This is a genomic window from Mesorhizobium sp. M1322 (genome assembly GCF_040318085.1).
GTDB lineage: Bacteria > Pseudomonadota > Alphaproteobacteria > Rhizobiales > Rhizobiaceae > Mesorhizobium.
The window spans coordinates 98,487-116,171 of sequence record NZ_JAMYLP010000007.1 but is presented as its reverse complement, the minus strand read 5'-3'; the positions used below and the strand labels follow the sequence as shown (position 1 = coordinate 116,171).

General features: G+C 61.7%; 12 protein-coding genes and 2 pseudogenes. 9 read left to right on the top strand and 5 right to left on the bottom strand.

Annotation, left to right across the window (positions count from 1 at the left end; all coding sequences use genetic code 11):
* Positions 1-97: pseudogene (locus NKH12_RS04840) on the bottom strand (IS5/IS1182 family transposase); the annotation flags it as partial.
* A 1,951-nt stretch (positions 98-2,048) separates the two neighbouring features.
* Complete coding sequence (locus NKH12_RS04835) at positions 2,049-2,747, bottom strand: cobalamin B12-binding domain-containing protein (protein ID WP_352952072.1); 699 nt, start codon at positions 2,745-2,747, stop codon at positions 2,049-2,051.
* 271 nt (positions 2,748-3,018) lie between these two features.
* On the opposite strand from NKH12_RS04835, the gene NKH12_RS04830 reads away from it, so the two are divergent.
* The 6 genes and pseudogenes from NKH12_RS04830 to NKH12_RS04805 all read left to right on the top strand — a co-directional run bounded on the left by NKH12_RS04830 (position 3,019) and on the right by NKH12_RS04805 (position 10,085).
* On the top strand, positions 3,019-4,593 hold the full coding sequence (locus NKH12_RS04830) for a trimethylamine methyltransferase family protein (RefSeq protein WP_352952071.1): 1,575 nt from the start codon (positions 3,019-3,021) through the stop codon (positions 4,591-4,593).
* Between the two features lie 107 nt (positions 4,594-4,700).
* Complete coding sequence (locus NKH12_RS04825) at positions 4,701-5,372, top strand: hypothetical protein (protein WP_352952070.1); 672 nt, start codon at positions 4,701-4,703, stop codon at positions 5,370-5,372.
* A gap of 105 nt (positions 5,373-5,477) precedes the next feature.
* Positions 5,478-6,208: pseudogene (locus NKH12_RS04820) on the top strand (dienelactone hydrolase family protein).
* 118 nt (positions 6,209-6,326) lie between these two features.
* The gene (locus NKH12_RS04815) at positions 6,327-7,376 is read left to right on the top strand and encodes a hypothetical protein (protein ID WP_352952069.1); all 1,050 of its coding nucleotides are present in this window, start codon (positions 6,327-6,329) and stop codon (positions 7,374-7,376) included.
* 94 nt (positions 7,377-7,470) lie between these two features.
* Positions 7,471-8,031, top strand: coding sequence for an RNA polymerase sigma factor (locus tag NKH12_RS04810; protein WP_352952081.1), 561 nt, complete (start codon positions 7,471-7,473; stop codon positions 8,029-8,031).
* A 2-nt stretch (positions 8,032-8,033) separates the two neighbouring features.
* Positions 8,034-10,085, top strand: a complete 2,052-nt coding sequence (locus NKH12_RS04805) for a vWA domain-containing protein (protein ID WP_352952068.1) — start codon at positions 8,034-8,036, stop codon at positions 10,083-10,085.
* Between the two features lie 150 nt (positions 10,086-10,235).
* Here NKH12_RS04805 and bmt read toward each other — a convergent pair whose 3' ends face one another.
* Both bmt and NKH12_RS04795 read right to left on the bottom strand, forming a co-directional pair.
* On the bottom strand, positions 10,236-11,252 hold the full coding sequence (gene bmt / locus NKH12_RS04800) for a betaine--homocysteine S-methyltransferase (RefSeq protein WP_352952067.1): 1,017 nt from the start codon (positions 11,250-11,252) through the stop codon (positions 10,236-10,238).
* A 180-nt stretch (positions 11,253-11,432) separates the two neighbouring features.
* Positions 11,433-12,275 (bottom strand): helix-turn-helix domain-containing protein, encoded by an 843-nt coding sequence (locus tag NKH12_RS04795; protein ID WP_029351899.1) that lies wholly within the window; start codon positions 12,273-12,275, stop codon positions 11,433-11,435.
* Between the two features lie 231 nt (positions 12,276-12,506).
* Here NKH12_RS04795 and NKH12_RS04790 point away from each other — a divergent pair, with 231 nt between their 5' ends.
* The 3 genes from NKH12_RS04790 to NKH12_RS04780 all read left to right on the top strand — a co-directional run bounded on the left by NKH12_RS04790 (position 12,507) and on the right by NKH12_RS04780 (position 16,346).
* Entirely contained in the window at positions 12,507-13,517 is a 1,011-nt protein-coding gene (locus NKH12_RS04790) for a fatty acid desaturase (protein WP_352952066.1), read from the top strand.
* A gap of 82 nt (positions 13,518-13,599) precedes the next feature.
* Positions 13,600-14,421: a phosphate/phosphite/phosphonate ABC transporter substrate-binding protein gene (locus tag NKH12_RS04785; RefSeq protein WP_352952065.1), complete on the top strand. Its 822-nt coding sequence runs from the start codon at positions 13,600-13,602 to the stop codon at positions 14,419-14,421.
* 92 nt (positions 14,422-14,513) lie between these two features.
* On the top strand, positions 14,514-16,346 hold the full coding sequence (locus NKH12_RS04780) for a hypothetical protein (RefSeq protein WP_352952064.1): 1,833 nt from the start codon (positions 14,514-14,516) through the stop codon (positions 16,344-16,346).
* A 12-nt stretch (positions 16,347-16,358) separates the two neighbouring features.
* Here NKH12_RS04780 and NKH12_RS04775 read toward each other — a convergent pair whose 3' ends face one another.
* Complete coding sequence (locus NKH12_RS04775; protein ID WP_352952080.1) at positions 16,359-17,678, bottom strand: M24 family metallopeptidase; 1,320 nt, start codon at positions 17,676-17,678, stop codon at positions 16,359-16,361.
* Between the last annotated feature and the right edge of the window lie 7 nt (positions 17,679-17,685).

The following is a 17,685-nucleotide window of genomic DNA, read 5'->3' as shown; positions in this document are numbered from 1 at the left end:
TCGGCTCGATCAGCGTCCACTCCTCATCGGTCAGATCACTTGCGTAGCGCGGGCAGCGCCGTTCATACTGCGGGCGAGTGGTTTCGGTCCAAGGCATCGTGATCTCCGTCGAATCTCAGCAATCCGACAGAATCACAACCTGCTGAAATCACTCACTCCTTTTTGGATCGGACACTAAGAAGGCTTATCCAAACAGCGACCGCTTTGAAGAGGATGGTCGCCGCATATACAGCGCCTATGAAGGAACTAAAAGGCGCCACCGTATAGCTTCAGTGCAGCGCGCTCGCTTCATCGCGATCATTGCCGTTACATCCGCCATCGCTGTGGTGCTGGCGTGGTGGCTATGGCACCTAGGCTGGTGGCAATGAACGTTTGCAGTGCGCCTAAGGAGATCCGCCTTTGAGGGCGATCAGGCCGATCAGGATTGCGCTTGCCGCAGCAATCGATGCCCACCAAGTTGCATTGCGCGAAGGTCGCCAGCGTCGGCGGTGTCTGGCGCGCTTTCGCCACTGGCCAGACCGGTTATCGTAGCGCGATTTGTCCACTCCTCCCACTCCTTGAGTCAACAATGCGTTTGTTACCGATTGGAGCGCAGACGCGCGGCCAAGGTGGGCTTTAGGAGGCGGGCGCCAAGCCAACGGCTATTCTAAAGCCGATCGGCCCGCGCATGGCGGGAGTGCAGGTTTTAACCTCAGCGATCAAAATCGACTTCATCACAATGAACGGCGACAATCTCAAAGAGTCAGGGCATGACCGGAGCTTCGGAATTCTGCTGGATCGAATAGATGTGTTGGCTGGGAAATAGCACAATTAGGCGCTCCGCGAAGGTAATCGCTGAGGCTGAGTGCGCCGAACGCGCCGCAAAGACGGCAAGATTGAAATCGCTTCGCATGGCAACTCAGTGTGACCTGACGGTTTCGTTCCCGGAGGAGCTCGATTGCTCGCTGCTTGTCGCGGCACTGACTCGAGGCGAATCATCGGGGCCAGCCTTTCAACCGTCTCAATGATGGCTTTGGCAAGGGCTTCGCCTTCATGGATAGTTTCGGAACCGAATAGCAACAAAACTGCTTCCTTGCTCGGCAACACGCCGGCTGGGCGGGTCCTGTTCAATAGCCCATGCGAACCAGTTTGAAGGCCGCCCAGGCCCTGCGGATGTTCTCTTGGACTCCATGCTAGCCCACCATGTCACGCAGCGGCTTCTTGCGGGTCTCAGCCAAGATGTTGCTAATATGCGGGACAACGCTCTTCGCTCTAGCGGGGCCGGCCCAGCGGCTTGGTTGCGAGGGGGACTGGCAGCTGGAGGCCGCTGGGCCTTGACCACCAGCGAGCTTAAGAGGAGGCGCTGTGCTGGCTGACCAAAACTTGCGCTCAAGGCAACGGAATAGCATCATTCGAACGAACACTGTTCGTCAGTATGTTCCCCATGCCGAACATCCGGAGGGCGCTCAATCTGCTCAACGGCAGGCCAGCGACTATGGAGCCGCATTTTGCCGCCATGTCGAGAGGCTGACGAACCTATTGTTTCGGTCGGCAGGGGCTCATGGTCGGAGAGATGATGATGCAGCACCTCGCCAAGGTTCCGCTTGTCGAACGTCTGGCCACAACGGGGCAGGTAGGACGGCCCGACAGCCAGTCGGGGTGACCAGCGGGCAATTGGGTCCGTTCGCCTTCCCCCGCGTAGCCCCTGCAGATCGGACCGCGGCCCGATCGGCTCCGCTCAGAGGAGGAGCGCGGGCTTCTCTTTGTCAGTACGATGCGCCAGATAAGGGGAGGCCGGCACCGCTTGGGGGGCGTTGGGGTAGATTGCCTTGTAGGGCGCCGGCCGGGCGGCGTTGGGGTCCGCCGCACGAATAAGCTAACAGAGGTTGGGACCTCGGGTATGGCGTGATCGCGGAAGTACCGTGCTTCCAATAGCTAGCCGGCCAGCGCCATGCCGACGGCAATGCCGATGCCGATCGAGAAATCCAGTGGCGAGCTTGCCGTCGAGGTCGATGGGACAAAGGCGCCGAGGGCACCGCGCCAGTCCCCTCGGGAAATTGGCTAAAAGCTCAGGCCGACGCGCGGACGTTGTGCTTGCGCTTCATGAAGTCCTTGGCGGTCCCGACCCCCACGGCCGCGGCGCGGCAGTAGGCGTCGGCGCCGACGGCCTTGCCGAACTCCTCGTTGAGTGGCGCGCCGCCGACCAGCACGACATAGTCGTCGCGGATGCCCTTTTCCTTCATCGTGTCGATGACGACCTTCATGTAGGGCATGGTCGTGGTCAAAAGCGCCGACATGCCGATGATGTCCGGCTGGTGCTGTTCGATGGCGTCGAGGTATTTTTCCACCGCATTATTGATGCCGAGGTCGATGACGTCGAAGCCGGCGCCCTCCATCATCATGCCGACAAGGTTCTTGCCGATGTCGTGGATGTCGCCCTTGACGGTGCCGATCACCATCTTGCCCTGCTTCGGCGCGCCGGTGGCGACGAGCAGCGGACGCAGGATGAACATGCCCGCCTTCATCGCATTGGCGGACAACAGCACTTCCGGCACGAACAGGATGCCGTCGCGAAAATCCTCGCCGACGATGCGCATGCCTTCGACCAGTGCCTCGGTCAGCACCTTGTAGGGCGCCCAGCCGCGCTCGAGAAGGATGTTGGTGCCTTCCTCGATCTCTTCCTTCAGCCCGTCATAAAGGTCGTCGTGCATCTGCTGCACGAGTTCGTCGTCGGAAAGCTCGGAAAGGATGATCTCGTCGTCGGCCATTTTTAATCCAGCTCCTTGCCGCACAGATGCAATTGCGGGGCCTCAAATATCACGTCAATACCTAACCCGCTACAGGCTTGCGTCCATAGCTGATTTGCGACTTCCCGCAAAAGGAAAGCGACTGCAAATCTATTGGAATTCTTGTCGATTTTGCGACAGGCGTTGGCGCTGGCGGGCCGTTTCGAATAGGGTGCATGGCTACGATCCGGCCAGAAGCCGCGATATGCGGCCGTAACAATTGCGCCAGAACAAAAGTCAGGGAAGAACGATCATGAGTGAGAACGCGCCGGTCGACCAGGAAGCGTCAAACGCGCGGCGCGGACGCGCCGCCAGCGGTGGCGCCGCTGCCCGGCGGGCGGCGCGCTCGGGGGGCGGCCCCGGCACCCAGCTCACCTACATCAAGCGCAAGATCAACGTCTACGAGGTGCTGGACGAGGAAGGGCTGGCGCTGATCGAGAAGAATACCGATACGGTGCTCGAGGAGATCGGCATCATCTTTCGCGACGACGCCGAGGCGCTGCAGCTGTGGAAAGAGGCCGGCGCCGACGTCAAGGGCGAGCGCGTGCATTTCCCGAAGGGGCTTTGCCGCTCACTTTTGAAAACCGCGCCGTCCGTCTACACCCAGCATGCCCGCAATGCCGAACGTTCGGTGCAGATCGGTGGCAACGCCACCGTCTTCGCACCGGTCTACGGCCCGCCTTTCGTGCGCGACCTCGATGGCGTCAGGCGCTATGCGACGATCGAGGATTTCCGGAATTTCGTGAAGCTCGCTTATATGGCGCCGTCGATCCATCATTCGGGCGGCACGGTGTGCGAGCCGGTCGACGTGCCGGTCAACAAGCGCCATCTCGACATGGTCTACAGCCACATCAAATATTCGGATAAGCCGTTCATGGGCTCGGTCACCGCGCCGGAGCGCGCCGAAGACACGGTTGCGATGGCCAAGATCGTGTTCGGCGACGATTTCGTCGAGAACAACACGGTGCTGACCAGCCTGATCAACGCCAACTCGCCGATGGTGTTCGACGAGACCATGCTGGGCGCGCTGAAAGTCTATTCGCGCCACAACCAGGCCTGTATCGTCACGCCGTTCATTCTCGCCGGCGCAATGAGCCCGGTGACGGTCGCCGGTACGCTGACCCAGGTTCTGGCCGAAGTGCTGGCCGGCGCGTCGTTCACACAGCTGATCCGGCCGGGCGCGCCGGTGCTGTTCGGCACCTTCGCCTCGTCGATTTCGATGCAGTCGGGCGCGCCGACCTTCGGCACGCCGGAGCCGTCGCTCGTCTCTTATGGTGCGGCGCAACTCGCCCGCCGGCTTGGCCTGCCGTTCCGCACCGGCGGCTCGCTGTGTGCTTCGAAGATACCGGACGCGCAGGCGGCTTATGAGAGCGCCAACACACTGAACTCGACGATCCTCGCCGGCACCAACTTCGTGCTGCACGCGGCCGGCTGGCTCGAGGGCGGGCTCGCTTCCTGCTACGAAAAGTTCATGATGGACATCGACCAGCTCGGCATGACGCAGAAGTTCTCCGAAGGCGTCGACCTGTCGGAAAACGGCCAGGCGATGGACGCCATCCGCCAAGTCGGTCCGGGCAGCCATTATCTCGGCTGTGACCACACCCAGGCCAATTTCCAGACCGCCTTCTACCGTTCCAATATTGCCGACAACAATTCCTACGAGCAGTGGCTGGCCGAGGGCGAAAAAACCGCGCCGCAGCGCGCCAACGAACTCGCCCGCCGCTGGCTGGAAAGCTACGAGGCGCCGCACCTCGATCAAGGCATCGACGATGGGCTAAAGGACTTCATCGGCAAGAAGAAGGCGTCGATGGCCGACGCCTTCACCTGAAAGGAGCCCGAGTCAGGCGGGGCTAAAGTCGCCAACATCATCCACAAGGAAGTCTGGCGGAGCGCCTTCTCCGACCCGGACAGGAAGGGGTGAGTCCTGCGCGCGGCATGATCGAAACCGTCGCGGCAGCGCTTTCCGCGCACGGTCTCATCCTGCGCGGCGGTTTCAATTTTGCAGGCGGTGAGGAAACACCTTCCGCTCTCTCCGGCGCTGCCGCCAGATCCGTCCTGCTGGTGGGGCAGGCGGGCGCCGCGCCATGGCCGCATTTCCTGCGCTGGAAGGAAAGCCAATCACGGACTATCGCCAATCCGCTCGACACATGGTCGCGCGAAGTGATCGGCGCAGTGGCGAACGACTTCGGCGCGCGTGCCGTGTCACCGTCCGACAGGCCGTATCTGCCGTTCCAGCAATGGGCGATGCGGGCGGAGGGGCTGAAGCCGTCGCCGCTCGGCATCCTCATGCATCCGCAATACGGGCTCTGGCACGCCTATCGCGGCGCGCTGCTGTTCGAGGTCGAAATAGCGCTTCACGAACCCCGCGGCGTGATTCACCTTTGCGACACATGTGTCGACAAACCTTGCCTGAAATCCTGTCCCGTCAACGCGTATTCTACGGATGGTTTCGCGTATGAAACTTGTCTGGCGCATGTGCGTGGGCAAAACGGCGCGCCTTGCCGAACCGGCGGCTGTCTCGACCGCAACGCCTGTCCCTATGGTGCCGACTACCGCTATCCGCCACAGGTTCAGGCCTTCCATATGGCGGCGTTCGCGGGTCTGTAGCGTCGCCGAATGCCGCACGGAATCTTGAATGGGGTTTGCCTCATTACGACTTGCCCCGATGACCTGCGTGGATATGTATCGCACGACAAGTCAAAGGAGTGGGTGATGGCGAAGCGGGACATTCAGATCAAAACCAGCGACGGCTTGGCAAAAGCCGGGCTGTTCCGCTCAGCGGTCCCGGCCAAGGCAGCAATCATCCTCTATATGGACGCTTTTGGCCCGCGGCCGGCGCTCGACCAGATGGCGGAACGGCTTGCAGGCGATCATTACGCGGTATTGGTCCCGGACCTTTTCTACGCAACGCGCCCTACGGCCCTTTCGAGGCCAAGACCGCATTCAGCGACGAGAAGCGCAAGGCTGTCATCACGGGTCTCCTCAGCGGCACGACGCAGGACATGACCATCCGCGACAGCGGCGCTTTCCTCGATGCGCTCGATGCCGAAGGCGTGATCGGACCGGTCGGCACCGTCGGCTATTGCATGGGCGGAGCGCGGGCGCTGAACGCCGCTGCGACCTATCCCGACCGCATCGTTGCTGCGGCCAGTTTCCATGGCGGCAATCTGGCGAGCGATGCCGCCGACAGCCCGCACCGAAACGCTACGTCGATCAAGGCGCGGGTCTATGTCGGCACGGCAGGTGTTGACAGAAGTTTTCCGCCGGAACAGTCGGCACGGCTGGCCGAAGCGCTGCGCACGGCTGAAGTCGATCATGTCATCGAGAACTATGCCGGCATGGCGCATGGCTGGTGCGTGCCGGACCACAGCGCCTTCGATGCAACTGGCGCCGAGCGCCACTGGAAGCGATTGGCGACGCTGTTCAGTGAAACGTTGGGCTAGCTCGCCGGAGCCGGCGACATAGTCTCGAAACATAGCTCCTGAATACCGGCGGCAGTCGTTTTGATCAGGGGGCATGATGCGGGTTTCTCTTACGAGCAAGGTTCTAGGCTTTTGCCTGTTGACCGGCGCCATGGTCCTGCCAGCCTCCGCCGATCAAGCAAGATGTTCCTGCCGGAACCTGCGCAGCGTTCAGGAAGAACTGAAGAACGCCGAGTATGAAGCGATGTTCTTCGCCGATATGGCGGCGAAGCTCAAGGCGGTTGAGGATCCGCTGATCGAGGCACACAAGAACCCGATCCATCCGGATTCGGATGTTAACATTCAGGACCGATCGTCCAGGGCGCGCGCCGAAATCATGCGCACGTTCAAGCTTCCTCACAACCCGGCCTACGGCTACTCGGGTCCTTTGACTGTGGACATGAAGTTTGGCAGCTGCGAGCAGAAGCCGGCCGATCTTGAGGCACTGCGCGCCGGCTCGCAGTGCAAGGAAATCGCCGACATCACGCTGGCTCACGAGGCCGCGCACAGGGAGAGATGCGCTAGGGAAACCGCTGCGGTCTATTGGGACAGGTTGCCCAGTCAGATCGCCGCCGAAGAAGCCGAACGCTATCGGGAGCAGGCCAACGCCATGCGGGCGCAGCTCAAGCGCATCGTGGATGAGGGGACAATCACCGTGGAAGCGAAGATGGAACCCCACATCAAAGGTCCACAGTTCGATGTCACCTATTCCTTTGTGATGCCGTCGATCGAGATGGAGGGCAAGAGCTCGCCCGGGTCGGACAGTTGGACGGTGAACGGAAAGGGCAAACAATCCGGCAACATCAAGAACGCGAAGATTGGCGGCATGACGTGCAAATCGAGCGGGCAACTCAACGACGACATCGATATGGCTCTGGATACGGACGGCTTTGTTATGAACCTCAAGAGCAAGTCGACAGGCAGGCCCGGCGACGTAAAGCTTCGCTGCATGGGCGGCTACGGCATGTCGATGCGTCCTCAAGGTGAAGTCGGTAGCGGCGAGGTGTTTGCAGCAGAACGCTTCGAGAGCGAGGCGGATATCTCGCAAGATGTCAGCACGATGCCGTTTGCCAAGATCGTGACACAGGGCGGCATGTCGGTCAGCGGCAAGCACACGGTCATCGTGCGCCTGGTCTGTCCCGGAGAGTGAGGAGCACCATGGTTGGTGTCCTCGAAGGGCGGTTTGTCTTTTTCTTTCCACCACCCCAAGGAATCGCCGTTAGCCTTCGTCCAACAGGCAAATGATGGCGCTGATGCTGGATGAAAGCGAAGCCTCCGACGCCGAGTTGATCGGGCGGGCGAAGGGCGGAGACAGGCGGGCTTTCGGCAAATTGCTCGAAAGGCACTATGATTTCGTTTATCGCGCCGCATATCGCTGGTGCGGGAAGAAGGCCGACGCCGAGGATATCGCCCAGGAAGTCTGCGTCCGGCTCGGCCCGGCGATCCGCGACTATCATGGCAGCGCCGCCTTCACCACCTGGCTTTATGCCATGACGCTGAATGCGGCACGCGACGTGATGCGCAAGACGGTCCGCGAGACGATCAAGATCGAAGCCTACGGAGCTTACGAACTGATCTCGGGAGAAGCCCCGGTCGAGCCCGAAGATCCGGCCGAGGCGCTTTGGGCGGCGGTGCGGATGCTGCCGGACAAACAGCGCGACGCGGTGCTGCTCGTCTATGGCGAAGGGCTCAGCCACGCAGCCGCCGCCGAGGCGATAGGCATCTCGGAGACGACGGTTTCCTGGCACATCCATGAAGCGAAGAAACGGTTGAAGACGCTCATGCGTTCAGCCGGGGAAGTGTGATCATGGTCGACGACAACGAACTCAACAGACTGCGCGACATCGCAGCACCGGCGCCGGGCACCGAGGCGAAGGCGCGTGCCTTCGAGGCCGCCATGCGGGCTTACGACCTGGACGAAAAAACTTCATCCGCCGCCCAAGGATCGGCGAATGGGCTTCGTCTCACAGAGCGAGCACAAAAGCTCTGGAGCGAAATCATGCAAAAGAAACTCTTCGCCACCCCGGCCATTGCCGGGCTCGTCGCCCTGCCGATCGCAGGATACGCCACCATCTACATGCTGCAGGAGCAGCCGTTCCATGCCGGTGGCGACGAGAAGATCGCCGAAACGCTGGCCGACAAACCAGTGGCTAGGAAGAAAGCCGATGTCGACGCCGAAAGCCGCGTCGCAGTCGAGGCGCTTGAGCCGGCATCGCCGCCGAAGTCAGAATCGGCTGCCGCCGGCGACCTGGCAAGGCAAGGTGCGCTGACCAGCAATGCGCCTCCGCCGGCGTCGAGCGGCGAGTTCGCACAGCGCGGCGGCGCAAGCGCCCCCGCGCTCAATGGTATGGCCGGCACAACAGCCGAGTCCAAACTGATGGTGCAACCGCCTGCCGCTATGCCGGCCGACCAGATGCTGCCGCAGGAGCAAAACCGCGACCGCATCGAGGATTTTAGGACCAATCCGGTGCGTGCCGCGCTCGAAGACCCGGTCTCGACCTTCTCGATCGATGTCGATACTGCCTCCTATTCCTTCGTGCGGCGTTCGCTCAGGGAAGGTATTGTGCCGCAAGCCGACACGGTCCGCGTCGAGGAGATGATCAACTACTTCCCCTATGACTGGAAAGGTCCGGACGTTGCCTCGACGCCGTTCAACTCAACCGTCAGCGTCATGCCGACGCCGTGGAACGAGCACACCAGGCTGATGCATGTCGCCATCAAAGGTTTCGACGCGAAGCCGGCCGAGCAGCCCAAGGCCAATCTGGTCTTCCTGATCGACGTGTCGGGCTCGATGAACGAGCAGGATAAGTTGCCGCTCCTGCAGTCGGCATTCCGGCTTCTGGTCAACAAATTGAGGCCCGACGACATGGTTTCGATTGTCACCTATGCGGGCGATGCCGGCACTGTCCTCGAACCCACCAAGGTGTCGGAGAAGGACAAGATCCTCAATGCCATCGACACGTTGGCGCCCGGCGGCAGCACGGCCGGCGAGGCGGGCATCAAGGAAGCCTACAGGTTGGCGCAGAAATCCTTTGTCAACGACGGGATCAATCGCGTGATGCTCGCCACGGACGGCGACTTCAATGTCGGCCAGACCGACGACGACGATCTGAAGCGATTGATCGAAAAGGAGCGTAAGACCGGCGTGTTCCTGTCGGTGTTCGGTTTCGGTCGCGGCAATCTGAACGATCAGATGATGCAGACCATCGCCCAGAACGGCAACGGCACCGCCGCCTATATCGACACTTTGGCCGAGGCCGAGAAGGTGCTGGTAGAGGATGCGTCCTCGACGCTGTTCACCATCGCCAAGGACGTGAAGATCCAGGTCGAGTTCAACCCGCGAAAAGTCTCGGAATACCGGCTGATCGGCTATGAGACGCGCGCCTTGAACCGCGAGGATTTCAACAACGACCGCGTCGATGCCGGCGAGATCGGCTCCGGCCATTCGGTCACCGCGATTTACGAGATCACGCCGAAGGGCAGCGGCGGCGAGCAGATTGATCCGCTGCGGTACGGCCAGGCTTCGGTGAACAATGGCGGCGTCGCCAATGCCGACGAATATGCGTTCGTGAAAATCCGCTACAAGCTGCCGAACGAGGACGCCTCGAAGCTGATCACCACGCCGGTGACATCGGCCAACGAAGTAGCTGATTTCAACCAGGCCAGCACCGACCAGCGTTTCTCCGTTGCCGTCGCGGCCTTCGGCCAGAAGCTGCGCGACGAGGATGCGACTGCGAAGTTCGGCTACGACAAGATCATGGAGATTGCCACTGCCGCGCGGGGAGCCGACCCGTTTGGGTACCGGTCCGAGTTCCTCTCGCTGGTCCGCCTCGCCTCGGCGCTGGGCGGTAACCGGTAATGGCAATGACGGCCGGTTTCCTCAGATAGAATCGTTCTGATACGGAAAAACCAGCCCACGGGCGGCTGAGACAGGCCGGCGAGGAAAACCTTGCCGGCCTTTTAACATTTGCAATTTCGATATCGATCGTGACGAGTAGCCGATAGACCGTCAGGCGCGGCTGCGCCGGCGCTCGCGGCGGGCTTCGCTGGTCTCGACGGTGTTGACTGTGGCCTGCTTGTTGCGCATCGGGCCAATGCGCTCGACGATTTTTTCGATGCTCGGGCGATCTGACCGGGTATGCGCATCGAGCGCCTTGCGCATGGCGGCGAGGTGGGCGAACGAGGTGCCGCAGCAGCCGCCGACGATCTTTGCGCCGGCATCGACGGCCAGCCTGACATAGTCGGCCATCAGCTCGGGCGTGCCGGAATAATGGATCTCGGCGCCGCGAAATTCCGGAATGCCGCAATTGCCCTTGACGATCACCGTTGCCTCCGGTTTCGCCTCGGTCATGTCGAGCAGCGAAGCGAGGATGTCGGAGGCGCCGACGCCGCAGTTGGCGCCGACACCGAGCGGAGCCTGCGACAAGCCATCGGCGACGCCGTGGATGTCCTTCGGCAACAGCCCCATCATGGTGCGGCCGGCGGTGTCGAAAGAGCCGGTATAGGTATAGGGCAGGCCGACGCGGATCGCGGCTTCGGCTGCGGCGCGGATTTCGTCCGGCGCCGACATGGTCTCGATCCAGGCGACTTCGGCGCCGCCGGCCTTCAGGCCCTCGATCTGTTCGGCAAAGGCCTCGACCGCCTCGTCATAGGTCATTGCGCCGAGCGGCACCAGCAACTCGCCGGTCGGCCCGACCGAGCCCGCCACGATGACCTTGCGGGGGGCTTTATCGGCGACAGCCCGGGCGATCTCGGCGGCGCGCTTGTTCAGCGCATGCACGCGGTCTTGCGCATGGTGCAGCTTCAGCCGGTGGCGGGTGCCGCCAAAGGAGTTGGTCAGGATGATGTCGGCGCCGGCATCGACAAAGTTCTGGTGCAGACTGGTGATGGTGTCTGGCGCCGTCTCGTTCAGCAACTCTGGAGCCTCGCCGGCCTCGAGCCCCATGGCGAACAGATTGGTGCCGGTGGCGCCATCGGCGAGCAGAACGCCCTTTTCGGCAAGCAGCGCGTCAATTGGATTGGTCATTGGAAATACGCCTTCCGGGAATTCCAAGCAGACTTCGCTCCCGCTACGTCTGCTTAGGTTTTGTATTGCCGCAGGTTCTCGTCGCAAAACCGCGAGGCACTTTTGCGGAACCTACTTAGTCGAGATAAGGATATAAAGAAATCTTTATATGACGTCAATGTCGGCGCGGTAAACAACCCGTCAAAATCGCATCTCCGCCAGTCTTTGCGTGAAGCTGGCCGCCTCATGGGCGTTGATGTCGGCGGCGCGGATCAGATTGTCGAAATGGCTGGTCAGCGTGCGGACCGGCTGGGTCGCGTTCAGCACCAGATACATGTCGCCGACATAGATGGCGGCACGATAGGGCCCGAATATGGTGTAGGGAATCGAGTAGCGCATCCGTCCGTCATAGAGAAACAGGCGGAAGGTGGGATAAAGGTCGTCGAGCAGCGTCGCCATGTGAAGAAGCTGCTGGTGGCGGTCGGCCTCAGGGAAACGATCCCAGACGCCCAGCCCACGCGCAAAGATCTCCAGCGTGTGGCGCGGCATGCAGACTTCCATGTCGGTTTCCGGCCGCCGGTTGTAATCGATGCGATACTGCGTCTCACCGGCCTGGGCCTCGCGGCTCTTGTTGGCGATACCGGCCTCGTAATCGACGAGCGCTTCGGTGCGCAGAAGGTCGGGAATGCCCGCCGGCACGTAACGGATTTTCGTGCCGGCGGCCTCGGCATGCCATCTCGCCAGCAGCGTGCGGTCGAAACCGTCGGGCGCTTCCTCGATCTCCAAGCTCTCGCGGATTTCACCGGTGACGCCTTCGTCCTGGCTGAGGCCGAGCAGCCAGTCGAGCGACACTTTGAATTCGGCGGCAATGTTGAGCAGCGTTTCGGCGCGGGGAAGGCGTGTCGAGGCGCCGGACAGCAGCTGCGAAAGCGCCGAACGATCGATGCCCACCGCCGTCGCGAAGGCGGACTGGTTCAAGTCGGATCTTGTCAGGAGCATTTTCAGGCGCTCCCGAAAGATCGTCGACAGGTCGCGTTTGTCCATATCGCCATTCCGGCCATTGGGAGGAAAAGATTTCGCCGAACCCGCTAAACCGGCACTTTAGGCGTAAATGAATCCTCCAGTTCGTTTATAATATATAACACCTGCGAATGAAAATGCGCAATCGCAACATTTTGTGCGCTTTGTCGCGTTGCAGCATCTCAATGCTCCTGACACAATGCTGTCAGGAATCAAAAACGATTCCGGCGACTGGAAGGGCAGTGGTCGATTCACATGACGAGCATGAGTGACAGACGACGCAATGCACCGGCAATCGAGTGGCCGACCGTGTTTCTCGCGTTTTTCTGTTACGGCACCTGGCTCGCAGCCGGCCTGTTCCTGTGGCCGTCCTATCCGCTGCTGGCGCTCGTCATTCTGGCCTTGATGGCCGCGCTGCAATCCTCGCTGGCGCACGAAGTCCTGCACGGCCATCCGACCCGCAATGCACAGCTCAACGAAGCTTTTGTCTTCCTGCCGATCGGTCTCGTCTGGCCGTTCCGTCGGTTCAAAACCATCCATTTGCGCCATCATGCCGACGAACGGCTGACCGATCCGCTTGAAGATCCTGAAAGCTACTACAAGGCGCTGTGGCACCATGATGAATTGCCGCCGGCGATGAAGTTCCTGCTGAAGATCAACAACACCATGATAGGCAGGCTCGTGCTTGGCCCGTGGCTGTCATGCACCGGCTTCTTCATCGACGATGCCAAGCAGATGCTTGCAGGCGACAAGGTGATCCGCAAGGCATGGCTGCTGCACGCCATCGGCCTGGCCGTGGTGCTGCCGGTCGTGCAGTTTGGTTTCGGCATTCCGCTGTGGCTCTACGTCCTGGTGCCGGTGTGGCTCGGCCAATCGCTGATCTCGATCCGCACCTTCGCCGAGCACCAGTGGTCGGAGCATCCGGAAGGCCGCACGGTGATCGTCGAGCGTTCGCCGCTGTCGTTGCTGTTCCTCAACAACAATCTGCATTTCGTCCATCACAAGAGCCCGACGGTGGCTTGGTTCCGGCTGCCGAAGCTGTTTCGCGAGCGCCGTGACGAGTGGCTGCGGATGAACAATGGCTACGCCTATCCGAACTATTTTGCGCTGCTCAAGGCTTATGCGTTCAAGGCCAAGGAGCCGATCGTCCACCCGGTGCTGCGGCGCACACCGGAACCGGGGCGGGCGTTCAAGCCGCGTGTCAGGGCGCGCAGCCTCAATGGACTTGGCAGCGCGCCGGTGCCCGCCGAGCCGCCGAAAGAATGAATTTTGCGGCATCGCCGGCGGCGATGCCCAGGTGTGCGTCTATGGTCTCGTCAGTTCTCAACGTAACGATCAAAATCCTGGCATGAGCGATTTCGTTGCCGCCTTGCCGATGTATGACTGGCCGGAAATGCGGGATGACGTCGATGCCCAATGGGCGCGGCTGCGCGACGCTTTTCGGCAAAAAGGCATCGACGCGCCGGAGACCATCGCCCGCCTCAATGGCGACCTGCCGCCGGTGCCGGGCGGTATCCGCGATGCCGCTGGAAAGGTGATCGCGCCCGATCCTGCAACATTGCCGCCGGACGAACTGGATTTTTACGGACTTTGGCTGCATCCGGCGCTGCTGTTCGCGCAGACCTGCTGGGGACCGATGGAACTCGGGCTGGCGACGCATGTTCAACTGATCGGCCAGCCGCGTTACGATGCACTCGAGGGCGGGCACGGTGAACTCTATTCGAGCGCCCTCGTGATGCGGGCAGGTGAAGCTCCAACGGTTGGCTCACCGTCCGACGACAGCCCTCTCATCCCGCTCGATATCCTGCGTGGCAAGCACTTTGCCTTCAACAGCCTCGATTCCATGTCGGGCATCATCGCGCTGACGCGTGACCTGGAGGCGCTGGGGGAAAGCCTGGACATCTTCTCTGAGCGCAGCGAAAGCGGTGGCCACCGCGCCTCGATCGTCGCCATTGCCGAGGGCAAGGCCGATGTCGCGGCCATCGACTGCCAGAGCTGGGCGCTGGCGCGGCGCTTCGAGCCTGCGGCGGAAGCGGGGGCGGTCGTCGGTTGGACAAGGCGGCGCAAAGGCCTGCCGTTCATCACCGCCAGAACGACGCCGGAGCCGGTCAGGAACATCCTGGTCGACCTGCTGACCTCTCCCGGAGCCGTCGGCACAACCGTTCGCTAACTCTGATTGGCAATGGACCCGGGCCGGGGCTGATCTTTACGCGACCGTCACCATGTGCGTGCAACCTGCGCGCGACTTGCGAGGACAGCACCATGGCCGTGGCAATCATTCAGCGATGGACATTTCGGACAGTGCTGCTGGTCCTGGGGCTGGCGGCACTGCCATGCCTGCTCTTGCCGCAGATCGCCATCGTCGCGGCGATCAGCATCGTCGGCATCCCGCTCGCCCTGCTGATGGCGCTGATCCCGCCGGTGTTCCTGTTCCTGCTGTTGACATGGGCAATCAGCTTCGGGGTTCCGGCCCGATTAAACTGGTTGACGAGCCCGCTGATCGCGGTGGCACTGCTTGCGGTGCCGCCTTTCATGATCAACAGGTCAATGGACCAGACCACGATGGCGCTGGTATCGGGCGACAACGACCGGCTCGTGCGGCCGTTCCGGGCCGAGACGCTGGCGGTTCGCTCCGATCGGGCAGCCTTCTGGACAAAGACCCAGACCCGCTGTGACGATTTCTGCATGCGTGCGCTGCTGACCCGCAGCGCCCGGCGTATCATGGTATTGAACTATGCCCCGGAGATGCCGGAGCCGGACTTTTCAGCCATGGCCCGGACTTTCCACATGGAGCGCCGGACCTCATGTCCGCCGGTCGAGCTTGTCGACATTCGCCTCCTTGATCTCGACAAGCGTCCCGCGGCGCGGAATGCGCCGAAGGCTTCGGAGCGCATGCGGCTCGAAATCGCCAAGGGAAATTGCCTAATCGAATCCGAGGCGCCACTTGCCGAAGCCGACACGGTGATCAGCGCCGGGCAGATCAAGCGTGGGGTGAACGACTACCAGGCGGGACTCGATCCGACCGCCGACACGATGTCGGTCTACCGCATCTCTGTGCACAACAAGGACGGAGCAACCTTCTCCGAGGTCTTCCGATGGACGGGCGTTGCTTCCTACCGGCTGCTGCCGCTGCTTTTGCCAAGCTATGTGACCGGCTATCAGTTCGATATTCGCATCGGCTTCCCGAGAACGCTCGACCTTACCCACATCGTCCAATTCGCCGACCGGCCCGATTGGAGCGCATTCGTAACCGGCACGCTCGGCATGGACCTTACGTTGCCAGCAGTCGACGACTCGAACGATGCAGCCGCGGTCCTTGCCGTAAAGCTCAGTCAGCCAGGCGCCATCGATGCCGTCACCAACTCGCTTGCCAATGATTTCTTCGACAGGCTGCGCGGCAGGCGGACTGCGTCGCAGGCCGATGTCGACCTCGCCATAGCAGCCCTAAACGACCGCCGGCTGGGCGTTCCGGACAGCGTCTTCGCAGCAGCGAAATATGCGAAGGACGTACCGCCCGAGAGCATGGCGCGGCTTGCCGACGCGCTTTTCGTGCGGCTTTTCGAACTGGATATCAAGGTGAGCAAGTTCGGTAACATCGAAGCACCGCAAGCTGGGCGCCTGGCCATAGCTATCCAATACCTGCCCGATCAAGTGATCCCGGAGCATCGTGCCGATCTCGAAAGGCTGGCAAAGGATACACCCCGGCGCGTCGCCGCTTTTCAGGCTTTGACCAAGCTTTCCGTGTTCGGCGCCGATGCCATCCCAACGATGCTCTATCTGATCGACGACGCGGCGTTGCAGCCTCTCGACAAGGGCAATTTCTGGCAGCATTCCTATCTGGCCGGAGTGCAGGGCCTCTGCCAACTCGGCGAGCGAGGCGCACCCGCCATCGAGCCATTTCTGGAGCGTATCCGGGCGGGGATCATCCCGCTGCATGCCAGCTATGGCGACCTGGCGATCAACACGTTGGCCGGCATGGGAGCCGACAAGGATACGCTCCTGCAAGCCTTTCCGGCCAAGGATCGGAATTCCAATCGGGCGCGGTTCGACCGCGTCTTCGACAAGGCCAGGCGCAAAATCGACTGCGGCTATTGAGCTTTCCGTCCTTCAGCCGCCGAGCAGCCGCTCGTCGAGCGGATAGGTTGAAAGCTGCTCGTTGCCGGTTTCGGTGATCAGGATCTGCTCCTCGATCTTGACGCCCTCGCGTCCGCCAAGCCGGCCGATATAACTCTCGACGCAAAGCACCATGCCTGACACAAGTATGCCGTCGGGCGTGTCTTCGGTCCAATCGATCGCATGCGGCAGCGTCGGGTATTCGTCGGCGAGGCCGACGCCGTGATAGAGCACGCCGTAACGGGTCGGGAAACAGTCTCCGGGCGGCACTGCCGAGCGTTCGACGAGGTCGCGGAAGGACATGCCCGGCTGCATCACGCGGGTGTTGTGGGCGATCTGGTCGGCTGCGATGCGAAACAGGTCGCGTTGCTCATTAGACGGCTCGGTGTCGCCGCAGAGCCAGGTGCGCGACAGGTCGGCGCAGAAACCATAAGGGCCGATCAGGTCGGTATCGAAAGCGACGAGATCGCCGGCTTCGATTGTCCGCGACGAGCATTCCTGGAACCATGGGTTGGTGCGCGGGCCTGACGTCAAAAGGCGGGTTTCGACCCATTCGCCGCCACGCGCAATGTTGCCGCGGTGGAGTTCGGCCCACAATTCGTTTTCGGAAATGCCTGGCCGCAATTCTGCTTCCATCTCGCCCATTGCCGCCTGGCAAGCGACGATCGACCGGCGCATGGCCAGGATTTCGTCGGGCGATTTGATCAGACGCGCATTTTCCATCAGCGCCTCGCCATTGCCGATCGAGATGCCGATGCGGGCGAGCTCTTCGACGCCTTCGGTATTGATGTGATCGACCGCGATGCGGCTGATACCGCCGCCATGCTCCCTCACCACATCGGCGATTCCGGCCGCCCAGCGGCGGACTTTTTGCTCGGTCAGTTCGCCGCTGTAGAGATACATCCACGACACTGCCGGCCGCACCTCGTCGACGACGCCGGAATGGTCGGAAAGGTGCTCGCAGGAAAAATAGTCGAACAGCACCACCGGGCCTTCGGTGGCAACGAAACAATGCCTTGTCGGATTGTGCGCGACCCAGAGCTGCATGTTGGTCGAGTCGGTCGCGTAGCGGATGTTGATCGGATCGTAGAGCAGGGCTCCCGCATAGCCGCGGCGCTTCAGCTCGGCGCGGATACGGTCGAGCCGGTATTGGCGCATGGCGGGCAGGTTGGGGGCAGCAATGCCGGCGGCTTGCCACTCGGCTTCCGCCAGTGCGCCGTAGCCAAGCACATGCTGGTTGAGCTCAGCGGCCTTCTGCCGCGACTTCAGGCGCAACGCATCGATGGAGCCCGCTTCGTCCGGCTCGAACGGCATGATCTTG